15 protein-coding genes are annotated in these 14,492 nt (G+C 52.1%); 7 read left to right on the plus strand and 8 right to left on the minus strand.

Annotated features, from left to right (window positions below):
- Nucleotides 1-24: 24 nt before the first annotated feature.
- Complete coding sequence (gene dkgA, locus ABGA49_RS12860) at nt 25-852, minus strand: 2,5-didehydrogluconate reductase DkgA (RefSeq protein WP_061493140.1); 828 nt, start codon at nt 850-852, stop codon at nt 25-27.
- A gap of 101 nt (nt 853-953) precedes the next feature.
- On the minus strand, nt 954-2,117 hold the full coding sequence (gene yqhD, locus ABGA49_RS12865) for an alcohol dehydrogenase (RefSeq protein ID WP_347665630.1): 1,164 nt from the start codon (nt 2,115-2,117) through the stop codon (nt 954-956).
- 192 nt (nt 2,118-2,309) lie between these two features.
- Between yqhD and ABGA49_RS12870 the strand changes: the two genes are divergently transcribed.
- Nucleotides 2,310-3,209, plus strand: a complete 900-nt coding sequence (locus tag ABGA49_RS12870) for an AraC family transcriptional regulator (protein WP_061493142.1) — start codon at nt 2,310-2,312, stop codon at nt 3,207-3,209.
- 36 nt (nt 3,210-3,245) lie between these two features.
- On the opposite strand, the gene yghB is transcribed toward ABGA49_RS12870, so the two are convergent.
- Together yghB and metC are read right to left on the minus strand one after the other, a co-directional pair.
- Nucleotides 3,246-3,905: a DedA family general envelope maintenance protein YghB gene (gene yghB, locus ABGA49_RS12875; RefSeq protein ID WP_061493143.1), complete on the minus strand. Its 660-nt coding sequence runs from the start codon at nt 3,903-3,905 to the stop codon at nt 3,246-3,248.
- 117 nt (nt 3,906-4,022) lie between these two features.
- Nucleotides 4,023-5,210 carry a cystathionine beta-lyase gene (metC, locus tag ABGA49_RS12880; protein WP_088238408.1) on the minus strand — a complete coding sequence of 396 codons (1,188 nt, stop codon included), beginning with the start codon at nt 5,208-5,210 and terminating at the stop codon, nt 4,023-4,025.
- Nucleotides 5,211-5,461: 251 nt separating this feature from the next.
- Here metC and exbB point away from each other — a divergent pair, with 251 nt between their 5' ends.
- Both exbB and exbD read left to right on the plus strand, forming a co-directional pair.
- A complete protein-coding gene (gene exbB / locus ABGA49_RS12885) occupies nt 5,462-6,193 on the plus strand; it encodes a tol-pal system-associated acyl-CoA thioesterase (protein WP_061493145.1) in 732 nt (243 codons plus the stop codon).
- Between the two features lie 6 nt (nt 6,194-6,199).
- The gene (gene exbD, locus ABGA49_RS12890; protein WP_347665631.1) at nt 6,200-6,625 is read left to right on the plus strand and encodes a TonB system transport protein ExbD; all 426 of its coding nucleotides are present in this window, start codon (nt 6,200-6,202) and stop codon (nt 6,623-6,625) included.
- A gap of 55 nt (nt 6,626-6,680) precedes the next feature.
- Here exbD and ABGA49_RS12895 read toward each other — a convergent pair whose 3' ends face one another.
- The 3 genes from ABGA49_RS12895 to ABGA49_RS12905 all read right to left on the minus strand — a co-directional run bounded on the left by ABGA49_RS12895 (nt 6,681) and on the right by ABGA49_RS12905 (nt 8,529).
- Nucleotides 6,681-7,577 carry an SDR family oxidoreductase gene (locus tag ABGA49_RS12895; RefSeq protein ID WP_061493147.1) on the minus strand — a complete coding sequence of 299 codons (897 nt, stop codon included), beginning with the start codon at nt 7,575-7,577 and terminating at the stop codon, nt 6,681-6,683.
- A gap of 114 nt (nt 7,578-7,691) precedes the next feature.
- Nucleotides 7,692-8,123, minus strand: a complete 432-nt coding sequence (locus ABGA49_RS12900) for a cytoplasmic protein (RefSeq protein ID WP_170933849.1) — start codon at nt 8,121-8,123, stop codon at nt 7,692-7,694.
- Nucleotide 8,124: 1 nt separating this feature from the next.
- The gene (locus ABGA49_RS12905; protein ID WP_061493149.1) at nt 8,125-8,529 is read right to left on the minus strand and encodes a hypothetical protein; all 405 of its coding nucleotides are present in this window, start codon (nt 8,527-8,529) and stop codon (nt 8,125-8,127) included.
- A gap of 103 nt (nt 8,530-8,632) precedes the next feature.
- Between ABGA49_RS12905 and ABGA49_RS12910 the strand changes: the two genes are divergently transcribed.
- Together ABGA49_RS12910 and ABGA49_RS12915 are read left to right on the plus strand one after the other, a co-directional pair.
- A complete protein-coding gene (locus ABGA49_RS12910; RefSeq protein WP_061493150.1) occupies nt 8,633-9,136 on the plus strand; it encodes a hypothetical protein in 504 nt (167 codons plus the stop codon).
- 159 nt (nt 9,137-9,295) lie between these two features.
- Nucleotides 9,296-9,790 (plus strand): TIGR00645 family protein, encoded by a 495-nt coding sequence (locus ABGA49_RS12915; protein ID WP_061493151.1) that lies wholly within the window; start codon nt 9,296-9,298, stop codon nt 9,788-9,790.
- A 33-nt stretch (nt 9,791-9,823) separates the two neighbouring features.
- On the opposite strand, the gene ABGA49_RS12920 is transcribed toward ABGA49_RS12915, so the two are convergent.
- Nucleotides 9,824-10,864: an aldo/keto reductase gene (locus ABGA49_RS12920; RefSeq protein WP_088238406.1), complete on the minus strand. Its 1,041-nt coding sequence runs from the start codon at nt 10,862-10,864 to the stop codon at nt 9,824-9,826.
- Nucleotides 10,865-11,021: 157 nt separating this feature from the next.
- Between ABGA49_RS12920 and yghX the strand changes: the two genes are divergently transcribed.
- Together yghX and ABGA49_RS12930 are read left to right on the plus strand one after the other, a co-directional pair.
- Complete coding sequence (yghX, locus tag ABGA49_RS12925) at nt 11,022-11,915, plus strand: YghX family hydrolase (protein ID WP_347665632.1); 894 nt, start codon at nt 11,022-11,024, stop codon at nt 11,913-11,915.
- A 917-nt stretch (nt 11,916-12,832) separates the two neighbouring features.
- The gene (locus ABGA49_RS12930; protein WP_061493154.1) at nt 12,833-14,482 is read left to right on the plus strand and encodes a methyl-accepting chemotaxis protein; all 1,650 of its coding nucleotides are present in this window, start codon (nt 12,833-12,835) and stop codon (nt 14,480-14,482) included.
- Nucleotides 14,483-14,492: the final 10 nt, after the last annotated feature.

The following is a 14,492-nucleotide window of genomic DNA, read 5'->3' on the forward strand; positions in this document are numbered from 1 at the left end:
CATTTTTTTGTGCTCAACGGGCATTCAACCGCCGAACTGATCCGGGTCTGGCCCAAGCCGTTTACCGGCATCCAGTTTGGCAATTTCCGCCAGCTCGTCTTTATCCAGGCGGAAATCCCAGACATTAAAGTTTTCGGCAATGCGCGACGGCGTGACCGATTTCGGGATCACCACCAGACCGCTATCAAGATGCCAGCGGATCACTATCTGTGCAGGTGTTTTGCTGTATTTATCCGCCAGCGAACGGATGATTTTCTGATCGAAGACCCCTTCACCGCCCTGTGCCAGCGGGCTCCAGGACTCGGTCTGGATCTTGTGTGTGGCATTCCAGGCGTGCAACTGGCGCTGCTGCATCAACGGGTGTAGCTCGATTTGGTTAATCACCGGCGCGACGCTGGTTTCATCGATCAGGCGTTGCAGGTGTGGGATCTGAAAGTTGCATACGCCGATGCTCTTCACCAGCCCCTGCTGCTGTAATGCGATCATCCCTTGCCACGCCTCGACATAATGATCGATGGCCGGTACTGGCCAGTGCATCAGATAGAGATCCACATAATCAAGCTGCAGTTTTTTCAGACTTTCTTTTAATGCTTGCGCCGGACGCTGCTGATCGTCATTCCACAACTTGGTGGTAATAAATAACTCATCGCGAGGTACGCCCGAGCTGGCAATCGCTTTGCCCACGCCTTCTTCATTTTTATAGGCTGCGGCGGTATCAATGGATCGATACCCCACGTCCAGTGCCTTATGAATCGCGGTAACCACTTCCTCGTTGCTCGCTTTCCACACGCCAAGACCCAGTTGCGGCATCAGTGTGCCGTCAGAAAGCTTAATCACGGTGGGATGTGTCATGCATTTCTCCTTTCAATAGGCTTACCGGGACAGGCCCGGTAAGGTGGTGTGCATTAAGTGTGGTCGAAAAAACCAAAAACGAAAGCCGTTGCCAGACGACCTTAGCGCGCCGCTTCGTAGATGCGACGGCTGACTTCCAGTGTAATATCCTGGTGTTCGCCGAGTTGCGTCATACCGTGTTCTTCGAGTTTGCTCAACAGCGCCGGAATTGAGCTACCGTCGAGGCCGTAACCGGACAACCGCGTCGGCACGCCCATACGTTCGAAGAAGTTACGCGTTGCTTCAATGGCCGCATCGATACGCTCGTTTTCAGAGCCTTCAGTGATGTTCCACACGCGCTCAGCGTATTGCAGCAATTTGGCGTGCTTGGTATCGCGTTTTTCATTCCACAGCGCAGGCAGAACAACGGCCAGGGTTTGCGCATGGTCAAGACCATGCATCGCAGTCAGTTCATGACCGAGCATATGTGTTGCCCAGTCCTGCGGTACGCCTGCGCCAATCAGACCATTCAGCGCTTGCGTTGCCGCCCACATCACGTTGGCGCGTACGTCGTAGTTTTCCGGTTCCTGCAACGCTTTTGGGCCTTCTTCGATCAGCGTCAGCAAAATGCCTTCCGCGAAACGATCCTGGATTTTGCCGTCCACCGGATAGGTGACGTACTGCTCAACGGTATGGACAAAGGCATCCACCACACCATTCGCCACCTGACGCGGCGGCAGGGTGTAGGTGTAAACCGGATCGAGGATGGCAAATACGGGCTGCACGAAAGCAGAGTGGAACGCCTGTTTGTCGCCGGTTGCTTTACGAGATACCACCGCGCCTGCGTTGGATTCAGAACCGGTGGCTGGCAGCGTCAACACAGAACCCATCGGAATGGCGCTTTTGATGTCACTCCCCCGCGTTTGCAGGATGTGCCACGGATCGATGCCGTCTGCATACTGCGCTGCTGCGGCGATAAATTTGGTGCCATCGAGTACAGAACCACCGCCCACCGCCAGCAAGAATGTGATCTTTTCGTCTTGCACGATTTTTACGGCTTTCATCAGGGTTTCGTACGTCGGGTTTGGCTCAATACCGCTGAATTCGCGGACATCCAGACCTTGCAGCGCGCTGTAGACCTGATCCAGCACGCCGTTTTTCTTCACGCTGCCGCCGCCATAGGTAATCAACACGCGGGCCTCCGCCGGGATCTGCTCACGCAGATTAGCAATTGCGCCTTTACCAAACAGGATGCGGGTAGGGGTATGCAGATTAAAGTTATTCATTGCTCGTTCCCTTCTCATTAGGTGAAAAATGTCCGGCAGCTGTCTGCCTGATGGGATTATTGTGGGCGTGGGCAGCGTCTCTCTCAATGCACATTCCTGCGAATGTCTTGCCTGTTTCTCTTTTAGGCTGGAGAAAAAGCATAAAACTGAGCACACTGTCTGTGTCAAAAAGCCTTGCCGGAGTAGCGGAAAATGAAGCGCGAAGAGATTTGTTTGCACCTGACAGAAAAGATTAAGGCTCTGAAAATAAATGAAAACACACTCAGTGAACTGCTGCCGGATATCCGTTTGCTGTACGGGACTCAGCCGGGAACCCGAACGCCGGTGATGTACCTTCCGGGGATCGTTTTTCTCTTTTCCGGTCATAAAATCGGTTATATCAATGAGCGCGTTTTTCGCTATGACACTAACGAGTATTTATTACTGACGGTGCCGTTACCGTTTGAGTGTGAAACCTTTGCCACGCCGGAGGTGCCATTGGCGGGTCTTCGCGTAAATGTCGATATCCTGCAATTACAGGAACTGTTGATGGATATCGGCGAAGATGAACTCTTTCGCCCTGATATCGCCGCGAGCGGGATTAACTCGGCGGTCCTGTCGGAAGAGATCCTGTGCGCCGCCGAACGCTTGCTGGACGTGATGGAGCGCCCGCTGGATGCGCGTATTCTCGGTAAACAGATTATCCGCGAGATCCTTTACCACGTGCTGACCGGGCCGCGCGGCGGTGCGTTGCTGGCACTGGTGAGTCGCCAGACGCATTTTAGCCTGATTAGCCGGGTGCTGAAGCGCATTGAGAGCCAGTACACGGAGAATCTGAGCGTCGATCAGCTTGCCGCTGAAGCCAATATGAGCGTGTCGGCGTTTCACCACAACTTTAAGTCAGTGACCAGCACGTCGCCTTTGCAGTACCTGAAGAGCTACCGTCTGCACAAAGCACGTATGCTGATGGTGCATGATGGTATGAAAGCCAGCGCTGCGGCGATACGGGTTGGCTATGAAAGTCCGTCGCAGTTCAGCCGCGAGTTTAAACGCTATTTTGGTCTGACGCCGGGAGAGGATGTGGCGAGAATTCGTACCATGCAGGGGATGTAAAAACGGCCCCTCTTCGCCGGGAAGAGGGGCAGCGGGTCAGGCGTTGCAGTATTTTTTCTTCAGCACCACCGCAACAGTGCCGACAAGCCCGGCGACCAGCAGGAAGACCGGGAGGATCATCAGAAACGTCATCACCTGATCTTCATGACGTTTCACAAACGGGATCATGCTGATGGCGTAGCCAAAAGAGGTGACGACGCCAACCCATAGCAGGGCGCTCAGCCAGTTAAACAGCTGGAAGCGGCGGTTCGACAAACCGGATATGCCGGCCATGGTCGGCAGCAGGGTGCGAATAAACGCCAGAAAACGCCCGGCAAGCAGCGCCAGCAGACCGTGGCGGTCAAACATACAGGTCGCCCGTTCATGGTATTTCACCGGTAGCTGCGCAAGCCAGCTTTTCACCACCCGCGTATTGCCCAGCCACTTGCCTTGCAGGTAGCTGAGCCAGCAGCCGAGACTGGCGGCGGAGGTGAGGATAAACAGGGTGGATACAAAGTCCATGCAGCCGCGCGCAATCAGCGCACCGGCCAGTAACAGCAGGCTGTCCCCCGGTAAAAACGAAGCAGGAAGCAGGCCGTTTTCCAGAAACAGCGTGGCGAACATCACAAAATAAACAACGCCAACAACATGCGGGTTAGCCAGCGCAGCAAAGTCGTGTTGCCAAAGCGCAGCGATAATATCTTGAATAACAGCCATGGACGTTCCTGTGGTACCGCGTAGAGGAGGCTATTGTACTCCAACTCGCCAAAAACACCTTGATCCGGGGCGCAAGAAACAGAGAATTTTCTGAAGCTTTACCCCGGTTAGCCTGGTTTACACGATACGCTGGAATCCTGCAGCTAAATCTTCAATCAGATCGTCAACATTCTCTAAACCAATATGCACCCGAATTAAGGTACCGGTGAAGTCCACTTCACCATCCGGGCGGATCGCCGCTATCTGTTCCGGCTGGTTGGCCAGAATTAACGACTCATAACCGCCCCAGGAGTAGGCCATGCTGAACAGTGAAAACGGATCGAGGTATTGCGACAGTTCTTCATGGGTTAAGCGTTTAGTTAATACAAAGGAGAACAGGCCGCTGCTGCCGGTAAAGTCACGTTTCCAGTACTCATGCCCTTTGCTTCCAGGCAGCGCCGGATGATTCACCCGCGCCACTTGCGGGTGCGTCGCCAGCCATTCGGCAATTTTTAAACTGCTTTCATGGTGCTGACGCAGGCGCACGCCCAATGTACGCAAACCGCGGCTGGTCATATACGCGGTATCCGCATCCAACATTTGCCCCATCAGATAGGCGTTTTCACGCAGTTGCTCCCAACAGCGGGCGTTGGAAACGGCGGTGCCCACCATCGCGTCGGAGTGACCAATCAGGTATTTGGTGCCTGCCTGAATCGAGATATCAATATCAAACTCCAGCGCTTTGAACAGGATGCCAGCCGCCCAGGTGTTATCAATCATAATGATGGCGTTCGGGGCCACGCTTCTCACCGCCTGAACAATCGCCGGAACGTCATGCACCTCCATGGTGATGGAGCCGGGAGATTCCAGGAACACCACTTTCGTATTGGGTTGGATGAGATGCACAATGCTGGCGCCAATCATCGGGTCAAACCAGCTGGTGGTGACGCCCAGTTTGGCGAGAATTTTGGTGCTGAAATCCTGTGTCGGTTCATAGGCGGTGTTGGTCATCAGCACATGATCGCCTTGCTCAACGAACGCCAGAATGGTGTTAGCCACCGCCGCGGCGCCGCAGGGGAAAAGCGCGCATCCGGCGCCGCCTTCCAGTTCACACATCGCTTCCTGTAATGAGAAGTGTGTTAGCGTACCGCGGCGACCATAAAACAGTTCGCCGTTTGCCCGGTTGCGGGTAGCGTGTTTTTTGGCTTCCACCGTTTCGAAGACCAGGGAAGAGGCGCGTTGGATCACGCTGTTCACCGAGCCTAGTGTATATTTTTTGCTGCGCCCTGCGTTTACCAGAGCGGTATCAAGATGCTTCGCCGTCATTTTCGCTCAACCTGTTTTTATACGTCTGGATGTCCAGACTACCATGATTGTGGGTTGATGCATCCCTGTTTGCGGTGCGGGTGTTAATTTTTTCTACGACGTGTTCAGTCGCGCGGGTTTACTGCGTGAGCGCAAAGAAAATGGCTTTCAATTCAGGCACTATGTAAATAGTAATGAGAACTACTATCAATTCGACATCATTTTGATATGATGGCGCTCAGTTTTTGTGATTTGCGTCGCGGAGAAACACAGTGGGTAATAATTTGATGCAGACGGATCTATCCGTGTGGGGTATGTATCAGCACGCCGACATTGTCGTTAAAGTGGTAATGATCGGCCTGATTCTGGCGTCCGTGGTGACATGGGCTCTGTTCTTCAGCAAAAGCGTTGAGATGATGGCGCAAAAGCGCCGCATCAAGCGTGAGCAGACCCTGCTGGCTGATGCCCGCTCACTGGATCAGGCCAGCGAAATCGCCTCCTCCTTCCATGCGAAAAGCCTCAGCACCCTGTTAATCAACGAAGCCCAGAACGAGCTGGAGTTATCCGCAGGCAGCGAAGATAACGAAGGCATTAAAGAGCGCACCGGGTTCCGCCTGGAGCGTCGCGTGGCGGCGACCGGGCGTTATATGGGGCGCGGTAATGGCTATCTCGCCACTATCGGCGCGATCTCTCCGTTTATCGGTCTGTTCGGTACCGTTTGGGGCATCATGAACAGCTTTATCGGCATCGCGCAGACGCAAACTACGAACCTCGCTGTTGTGGCGCCGGGTATTGCCGAAGCGCTGCTGGCTACGGCGATCGGGTTGGTTGCTGCCATTCCGGCGGTGGTGATTTACAACCTTTTTGCGCGCATGATTGGCAGTTACAAAGCCACCCTCGGCGATGTCGCCGCGCAGGTTCTGTTACTGCAAAGCCGCGATCTTGACCTGGCTGCCAGCAATGCGCAGCCGGTGCGTGCGGCTCAGAAATTACGTGTAGGTTGATACGCCATGGCAATGCGTCTTAATGAAAACCTGGACGATAACGGCGAAATGCACGAAATCAACGTAACGCCGTTTATCGACGTTATGTTGGTGCTGCTGATTATCTTTATGGTGGCCGCACCGCTTGCCACGGTGGATGTGAAAGTGAATCTGCCGGCATCCTCCAGCCAGCCACAACCGCGCCCGGAAAAGCCAGTCTACCTCTCTGTAAAAGCGGATAACACGATGTTTATCGGTAACGATCAGGTGACGGATGACACGATGATCAACGCGCTAAATGCGATGACGGAAGGTAAAAAAGACACCACCATCTTTTTCCGTGCGGACAAAACCGTAGACTACGAAACAATGATGAAGGTGATGGATACGTTGCATCAGGCGGGGTATCTGAAAATCGGTCTGGTCGGTGAAGAGGTCGCGAAAGCGAAGTAATCTGTCCTTGCCAAACGTAAAAAAGCTGGCTCTCGCCAGCTTTTTTTTCACCTGCTTATCCGAGATGTTCGCCGCCTGTGACGCCATGCACTTCGGCCGTGACGTAGCTCGACTCCTGGCTTGCCAGATAAACGTAGACGGGGGCCAGCTCAGCCGGTTGTCCGGCGCGTTTCAATGGCGTTTGCTGGCCGAACTGCGGCAGTTTCTCCTGCGGCTGACCGCCAGAAATCTGCAATGCTGTCCAGATTGGCCCTGGCGCCACGATATTGACGCGGATCCCTTTTTCCGCCACCTGTTTTGCCAGCCCGCGACTGTAATTGAGAATAGCCGCTTTGGTGGAGGCATAGTCCAGCAGGTGTGTACTTGGCTGGTACGCCTGGATTGATGAGGTGGTGATGATGCTACCGCCGCGTGGCAGCAGTGGGATGGCTTCCTGAGTTATCCAGAACAGCGCAAAAACGTTCACCGTGTAGGTCTGAATAAATTGCTCGGTGGTCAGATTAGCAATCTCTTCAATTGCGGTTTGTCTGCCAGCGACCAGCGCCAGGATATCCAGACCGCCAAGCTGCTCTTTGGCTTTGTGTGGCAACGCACGGGCAAATGACTCATCGCTCAGATCGCCGGGGATCAGCACCGCTTTGCGTCCGGCCGCTTCGATCTGCGCTTTGACCTGCTGCGCATCTTCTTCTTCCGCAGGCAGGTAGTTGATCGCCACATCCGCCCCTTCACGCGCGTAGGCGATGGCGGCAGCACGACCAATACCGGAATCCCCGCCGGTGACCAGCGCTTTCCGATCTTTCAACCGTCCGCTGCCCACGTAGCTGTTTTCACCACAGTCAGGTACAGGATCCATTTTTGCCTGTACCCCGGGATAGGGTTGTTTCTGCTGCGGGTAATCGCCAGCGTAGTATTGCGTGGTGGGATCCTGAATTTTTGTCTGGTTAGTTGCCATTAAGTACCCTCCATATCGGTGGTTGAGTACTTAAGGGTAGTTGTCTGCGCTGTTATTGCAGCAAGATTCAGGATTTTCTGGATAGTGATGATATGCGCAACCGGCGACGGCCAGTTAGTTTGCGTCTGGCTTGTTCGCGGCGGTTTCTTCATCCAGCGCGACGGTAGTGACGTTTGATGTGCGGTATTCACCGTCAATCAATTTACGGTTCAGGCGCAGCGTTGCCGCTTCCCGTCCCAGAATATGCTGGTAGTTGGTTTCCAGACGACCCATGATCTTTTCCATGAGCTCAGGCTTCTGTTCAATAATGGCGTTGATCACCGCGCCATAAATTTCTTCTTTAACCTGTAATGGATAGATTTCCCGACGATTCTGCCATTTAAGACGCACCAGTGCGGCGGGAATGGATACCAGTTCACGTGCAATGCGCTCAATTGTGCTGTTTTTATCGAGCATTAATGCTTCTATATTTTGCTTTAAGATAAACTCATCACTTTTTTTATCATCTAAAGCTAAATACACATTATTGTTATCGATTTCTTTCACGTTACTCTTCCCCAATTTTATAAAACATTGGTCCATCTTTTTCACGGGTAATCAGGTTAAGCCAAATCTTATCGCCAGATTCATTAATTTCCTGTGTTTTATCCGCAATTATTTTGCTTAATGTCTGGGCATCAATCTCGCCTTCCGCTTGTAAGTCATTAAGCAGACGGGCGAATGTCTCGATTTTTACTACACGGAACAGACGATCTTTTATATGCCGATCGCGTTCCTCAAGTAACATATTTCTTGATTGCCCATTGTGGCTCACGTTCGCTAATATTTGGTCAGCGTGTTCGGAGAGCGTTCTTTTTCCCTGAGTTAAATTAGGCTCTTTTCCTTCTTCTCCTGGCCTGGTTTCAGCGGCAGAAATGTGAAATCGTGCCGGGACAAGATTCTCGGGAAGCATTTCTAATATCCTTTAATATCAACAGGGAAGGGGCAAGACAGACGTGAGGTTCGTTGACAATATCATGGCGCACTTTTAAAATCAAAAAAAATGGAGCCTGCTCATGAACAGTATTTTTTATTCTGTTATTACATTATTGCTGCTCACTGGCGGCGTACTTTTATTAATGCGCGAGTACAATAAAGCCCCGCGCAGCGAAATTGAGAACCTTCCTCCCAGACCTCAACCGTTGTCAAAAGAGGAAGGTGAGGATCATTTTTCTGTGTTAATGAATGCCATTACTCCGGTGTGGTACTGGCGGGTTAACCATGAATATATTGATTTTCTTCATGCGACCATAAAACGCATGAACATGGCAGAATTAAATAATACCCCTGGTTTATTTGAGGCGCAGCGTCGGTGTAGCGATCTCAATTCTGCTGTGTATAAGTATTATGACAATATAAAGAAGCGCTGCCTCAATGGTGAGAAGGTGCCGCATGCCGATCTGGATGTGCTCAATCTGCGTCAGTGTTTCCACGAGTTCAGTACTGAAGCCTACCCGGCACTGGTTGTTTTGGTGTGGCCGGAGAACCAGCGTCCGTGGGTAAACCCCGAGGACGTATAGCAATATTGTTCATATCTTTTGCAGGTCGAAGGTCTGGCCTGCCATCAACCTCGCTACCTTGTACGTATCATTGTGTTCCGTTGATGTTGGCAGAGTGTTGCCAAATGTTTACCTGACTGGGATATACTGGCCGCTGGTTAAGCTATCTTACAGGACACTATGGAACGATTTTTGGAAAACGCAATGTACGCTTCGCGCTGGTTGCTCGCCCCGGTTTACTTTGGCCTCTCCCTTGCTCTGCTTGCACTGACGGTAAAATTCTTCCAGGAGATTTTTCACATCCTGCCCAACATATTCAGCCTGGCGGAAGCCGATCTCATTCTGACGCTGCTGTCGCTGGTGGATATGACGCTGGTCGGCGGCCTGCTGGTGATGGTGATGTTTTCCGGCTATGAAAACTTTGTCTCGCAGCTCGATATCGCAGAACACAAAGAGAAACTGAACTGGCTCGGCAAAATGGACTCCACGTCCCTGAAGAACAAAGTGGCCGCCTCTATCGTCGCCATCTCGTCCATTCATTTGCTGCGGGTGTTTATGGATGCGAAAAATGTGCCGGACAACAAACTGATGTGGTACGTAATAATCCACCTGACATTTGTGCTCTCAGCATTTGTGATGGGTTACCTGGACAGGTTAACCCGCGAAAAACATTGATCGCTGCAGGCCGGTTTCCCGGCCTGCGTACGATCATTTATCCGACGACGCCTGCCATAAATTGAGCTCTCCATCGGCGATGTGCTTGTCGATTTGCGCCAGTTCGTCTGCGCTGAATGTCAGATTATTCAGCGCCTGAACATTTTCCGCGATCTGTTCCGGGCGGCTTGCGCCAATCAGCACGGAGGTGACGCGGGCATCTTTCAGCAACCAGCTCAGCGCCATTTGCGCCATCGACTGCCCGCGCTGCTGCGCCATCTCATTCAGCAGCCGCAGGCTGTTGAGATTACTTTCCGTCAGCATCTTCTGTGTCAGACCGCGCACTTTATTGCCTTCACGCTGCATGCGTGAGCCTTCCGGAATACCGCTCAAGTATTTCCCCGTCAACAAGCCCTGCGCCAGCGGCGTAAACGCGATGCAGCCCATGCCATTATCTTCCAGCGCATCCAGCAGTCCGGTTTTATCCACCCAGCGATTAAGCAGGTTATAGGAGGGCTGGTGGATTAACAGGGGGATTTTCCACTCGCGCAGCAGCGCCGCCATTTGCCGGGTGCGGTCGGTGGAATAGGAAGAGATACCGACGTAGAGCGCTTTACCGCTCTGCACTGCATGGGCCAGCGCGGCGGCGGTCTCTTCCATCGGCGTTTTTTCATCTACCCGGTGCGAATAGAAGATATCCACGTACTCCAACCCCATACGCTTCAGGCTCTGATCAAGGCTGGCGAGCAGATATTTGCGTGAGCCACCGGAACCGTACGGCCCTGGCCACATATCGTATCCCGCTTTGGTGGAAATAATCAGTTCGTCGCGGTAGCTGGCGAAATCGTCCCGTAGCAGACGGCCGAAATTTTCTTCCGCGCTGCCTGCTGGTGGTCCGTAGTTATTGGCTAAATCAAAATGGGTGATCCCCAGATCAAACGCTTTGCGCAGCAAGGCGCGCTGTGACTCCAGGGCGTGACTGTGGCCAAAACTGTGCCACAAACCGAGTGAAAGGGCGGGTAACTGCAAACCGCTTTTGCCACAGTAGCGATAGTGCATCTGCGCATAGCGATCCGGGTTGGCGAAACCAGGCATGATGTCTCCTTTATTGTACAGGCTAATTCGAAACAACGTTTCTATCTTATCGCCGGATTTCTGCACATCAAAGGTCAGTCTGATAGTTGAACATTTTTTGTGCAGAAAACGGACCGCTATGCTTTGCTTAGAAGGAAAAAACGAGCGGAGACATGTGATGACGCGTTTAACAGCGAAAGACTTTCCTCAGGAATTACTCGACTACTACGACTATTACGCGCACGGCAAAATCAACAAGCGCGAATTTTTACATCTGGCCGGTAAGTACGCGGTAGGAGGGATGACGGCGCTGGCGCTGTTTAACCTGCTGAAGCCGAATTACGCGCTGGCGGAGCAGGTGGTGTTCACCGATCCGGATATTCACCCGGAATATATCACCTACCCGTCGCCAAACGGGCATGGTGAAGTGAGGGGATATCTTGTCAGGCCAACAAAAGCCACCGGGAAAATAGCGGCGGTGGTGGTGGTGCATGAAAACCGTGGTCTCAACCCTTACATTGAAGATGTGGCGCGTCGGGTGGCAAAAGCGGGGTACCTGGCGTTAGCGCCGGACGGTCTGAGTTCCGTAGGCGGCTATCCCGGCAATGATGATGAAGGGCGTGAGTTGCAACAAAAGGTCGATCCGACAAAGCTAATGAATGATTTCTTTGCCGCTGTCGAATTTATGCGCCAACACCCGGATGCCAGCGGAAAAGTGGGGATCACCGGTTTTTGCTATGGCGGCGGCGTTTCGAATGCAGCGGCAGTGGCTTATCCGGAGCTGAATTGCGCCGCGCCGTTCTATGGTCGTCAACCGCCAGCCGCGGATGTGGCGAAAATTAACGCGCCCCTGCTGCTGCATTACGCTGAACTGGATAAAAACATTAACGAAGGCTGGCCTGCCTATGAGCAGGCATTGAAAGCACACCACAAAGTCTATGAGGCGTACATTTATGCGGGGGTGAATCACGGTTTTCACAACGACTCTACGCCGCGCTATGACCGTGCTGCGGCGGAACTGGCCTGGCAGCGCACTCTCGGTTGGTTCGAAAAGTACCTGCGCCAGGGATGAATCTCCCGCAGGGAGACCGGTATTGTCGATCTTTATGCTGAACGAGGTGCATGAATCGATCAAATAACAGACGATTCACTATATTAAAATCGCCTCACCGAGGGGCAATAGCTGTTTTAATTTACGTTAGGTAACCAGATATTGTCTGGCAAAACGGCTGAGAGAAACGGTTGAAAAATAACCTCCTCATAAACAATGAGGTGCGATTCATAATATTTGTGAATGTATGAAAAAATAAGCAATACGGCGCATATACGCTCACGGCGAGAGAGCGGACATGGTGAGCGTTGAGTTCGTAATCTCTCGACCAGGTCGCATGGCACCTGGGTTTTGTTGTTTCAGGTTGTTCCAGATTGCACATAAAGATGTCTGTCCCCAAGCTGGGCGTGAGTATGTTTTAATAATTCTTAACTTACGTTTAAAGTACACTTAACACCCTGTTTGGATATTTTACTGAAGCGTTTGTTTATATATTTTAATATTTCCTGAGGCGTTTTTTTGATTGTTTTAAGAAAAAGGCGCGCGGTCTCTTTTTATCAAAATATCGATATAACGTAATCCTTATATGTGCCCGCTGTTTTAGCCTTTTGCTAAAGGTTGTTAATAATTATCATTTTCTGGTGAAAAGTATTTTCAATTTTTTTCATAAAAATTATAAATAAAAAAATCATTATAAATTAGTCGGTTATGATGTGTGTTTTTGCATTGCCCTCTTTTGGGTGGTGAAGGGAAATATGGCATAAAGTTAGCAGAATAACGTTCTGTGAGGATACTGGATCTACCAGTTGAGGTGATAAGTGGTATTCCATGACGCACAAAAAATTTTAAGCGAACCATACAACTTTTCTAAAACTTGCCGATAAGAAGTTAAGTTTCGCCCGCAGGCGAGAATCTACTTTCACCGCAAGGATAATATTATGGGTATGCTTCGTAACTTTACTATACGAGCCGTGATGCTGGTGATCCTGGGGATCTTCGGTCTGCTGTGGTCTGGCGTCGGGTTGTATAGCGTTTTTTCGTTGTCAAAAGTGGCCGATGGCAATGATGTTGATCGCCAGTTAGTGTCACAGATGACTCTGCTCAGTCAGGGTAACGATCAATATTTTCGGTTTGTTACTCGTCTCAGTCGCGTTATGGAAGCCAAAGCTGCGGGTGGCTCACCGGATATGGCGCCGGTCCAACAGGCGCTGGATAACATGGGGCGTCGACTGGCGGACTTTAAAGCGATATCTCCGGGTCCGATGGATCCGAAAGTCTCCGAACAAGTGATTGCCGGTTGGCAGGCATTGCTCGACCAGGGGATCACGCCGCAGATGCAACTGGCGCAGCAAGGCACGCCGGAGGCTTACCGTAAACAGGCCAACGAAGTGACCCCGGTGCTGAGCCGTACCTTTGGCGCGGCCACTGAAAGTTTTAATAAAACCGCCAGCGCGATGCTGGATCAGACCCGGATCCTGGTTGACGGGCAAACCAGCAGCACGCGTAATGCGCTAATTGCGGCGATGGTATTTGGTCTGCTGATCCTGCTGTTCACCGATCGTTATCTGGTCACCATGATGGTGAAACCGCTGGCACGTATTCGGTCGCACTTCGGTCTGATGGCGCAAGGCGATCTCAGCCAGCCGCTGGAAGATTTTGGCCGTAACTGTGTGGGGCAACTGGTACCGCTGCTGTTAGCGATGCAGGACAGCCTGCGTGAAGCGGTAAGCAGCATCCGCCACGGCAGTGAGAATATCTGGCGCGGTGCGACAGAAATTTCATCCGGTAATAACGATCTCTCTTCCCGTACTGAAGAGCAGGCTGCCGCGCTTGAAGAAACCGCCGCCAGTATGGAAGAACTGACCTCAACAGTGAAACTGAATGCAGAGAACGCCAGCCATGCAAGCGAGCTGGCGCAGGCGGCCTCGGTGACGGCAAGTAAAGGCGGTTCACTGGTAAAAGAAGTGATCACCACGATGGATGGGATCTCCGGCAGTTCGAAGAAAATTGCTGAAATCACCAACGTCATTAACAGCATTGCGTTCCAGACCAACATCCTGGCGTTGAACGCCGCCGTTGAAGCGGCGCGTGCAGGTGAACAAGGCCGCGGGTTCGCAGTGGTTGCCGGGGAAGTTCGCAACCTTGCCAGCCGCAGTGCGGGCGCAGCAAAAGAGATTGAAACGCTGATTGCCGACTCGGTTAGCCGCGTAGAAAAAGGTGCACAGCTGGTTAACGATACGGGCACCACAATGGAAGGTATTCTGCGCGCGGTCACTGAAGTCACCACCATTATGAAAGAAATAGCCTCCGCCTCTTCTGAACAGAGTAAAGGCATTTCTCAGGTGGGGGTGGCGATTACGCAAATGGATAACGTTACCCAGCAGAACGCCGCGCTGGTTGAGGAAGTTTCTGCTGCTGCTGCTGCGCTGGAACGCCAGACAGAAGAGTTGCAGCGTTCCGTTCAGCAGTTCCGTCTCTCCAGCGAAGAGCAGCATAAACCGGCTGCACCGAAGCTGGTAAAACCGGATTTATCACGCGGGGCAGCGAAAAAAGAAGCCGCTTCGTCTGATGAGTGGGTGGCGTTTTAATCAGCGCTAT

It is taken from the genome of Kosakonia sp. WA-90, assembly GCF_039871955.1.
Lineage (GTDB): Bacteria > Pseudomonadota > Gammaproteobacteria > Enterobacterales > Enterobacteriaceae > Kosakonia > Kosakonia oryzendophytica.

Excerpts from the sequence above, each read along its gene's own strand:
- dkgA (WP_061493140.1), bottom strand. The coding sequence starts at position 852 with ATGACACATCCCACCGTGATTAAGCTTTCTGACGGCACACTGATGCCG.
- yqhD (WP_347665630.1), bottom strand. The coding sequence starts at position 2,117 with ATGAATAACTTTAATCTGCATACCCCTACCCGCATCCTGTTTGGTAAA.
- ABGA49_RS12870 (WP_061493142.1), top strand. The coding sequence starts at position 2,310 with ATGAAGCGCGAAGAGATTTGTTTGCACCTGACAGAAAAGATTAAGGCT.
- yghB (WP_061493143.1), bottom strand. The coding sequence starts at position 3,905 with ATGGCTGTTATTCAAGATATTATCGCTGCGCTTTGGCAACACGACTTT.
- metC (WP_088238408.1), bottom strand. The coding sequence starts at position 5,210 with ATGACGGCGAAGCATCTTGATACCGCTCTGGTAAACGCAGGGCGCAGC.
- exbD (WP_347665631.1), top strand. The coding sequence starts at position 6,200 with ATGGCAATGCGTCTTAATGAAAACCTGGACGATAACGGCGAAATGCAC.
- ABGA49_RS12895 (WP_061493147.1), bottom strand. The coding sequence starts at position 7,577 with ATGGCAACTAACCAGACAAAAATTCAGGATCCCACCACGCAATACTAC.
- ABGA49_RS12905 (WP_061493149.1), bottom strand. The coding sequence starts at position 8,529 with ATGCTTCCCGAGAATCTTGTCCCGGCACGATTTCACATTTCTGCCGCT.
- ABGA49_RS12910 (WP_061493150.1), top strand. The coding sequence starts at position 8,633 with ATGAACAGTATTTTTTATTCTGTTATTACATTATTGCTGCTCACTGGC.
- ABGA49_RS12915 (WP_061493151.1), top strand. The coding sequence starts at position 9,296 with ATGGAACGATTTTTGGAAAACGCAATGTACGCTTCGCGCTGGTTGCTC.
- ABGA49_RS12920 (WP_088238406.1), bottom strand. The coding sequence starts at position 10,864 with ATGCCTGGTTTCGCCAACCCGGATCGCTATGCGCAGATGCACTATCGC.
- yghX (WP_347665632.1), top strand. The coding sequence starts at position 11,022 with ATGACGCGTTTAACAGCGAAAGACTTTCCTCAGGAATTACTCGACTAC.
- ABGA49_RS12930 (WP_061493154.1), top strand. The coding sequence starts at position 12,833 with ATGGGTATGCTTCGTAACTTTACTATACGAGCCGTGATGCTGGTGATC.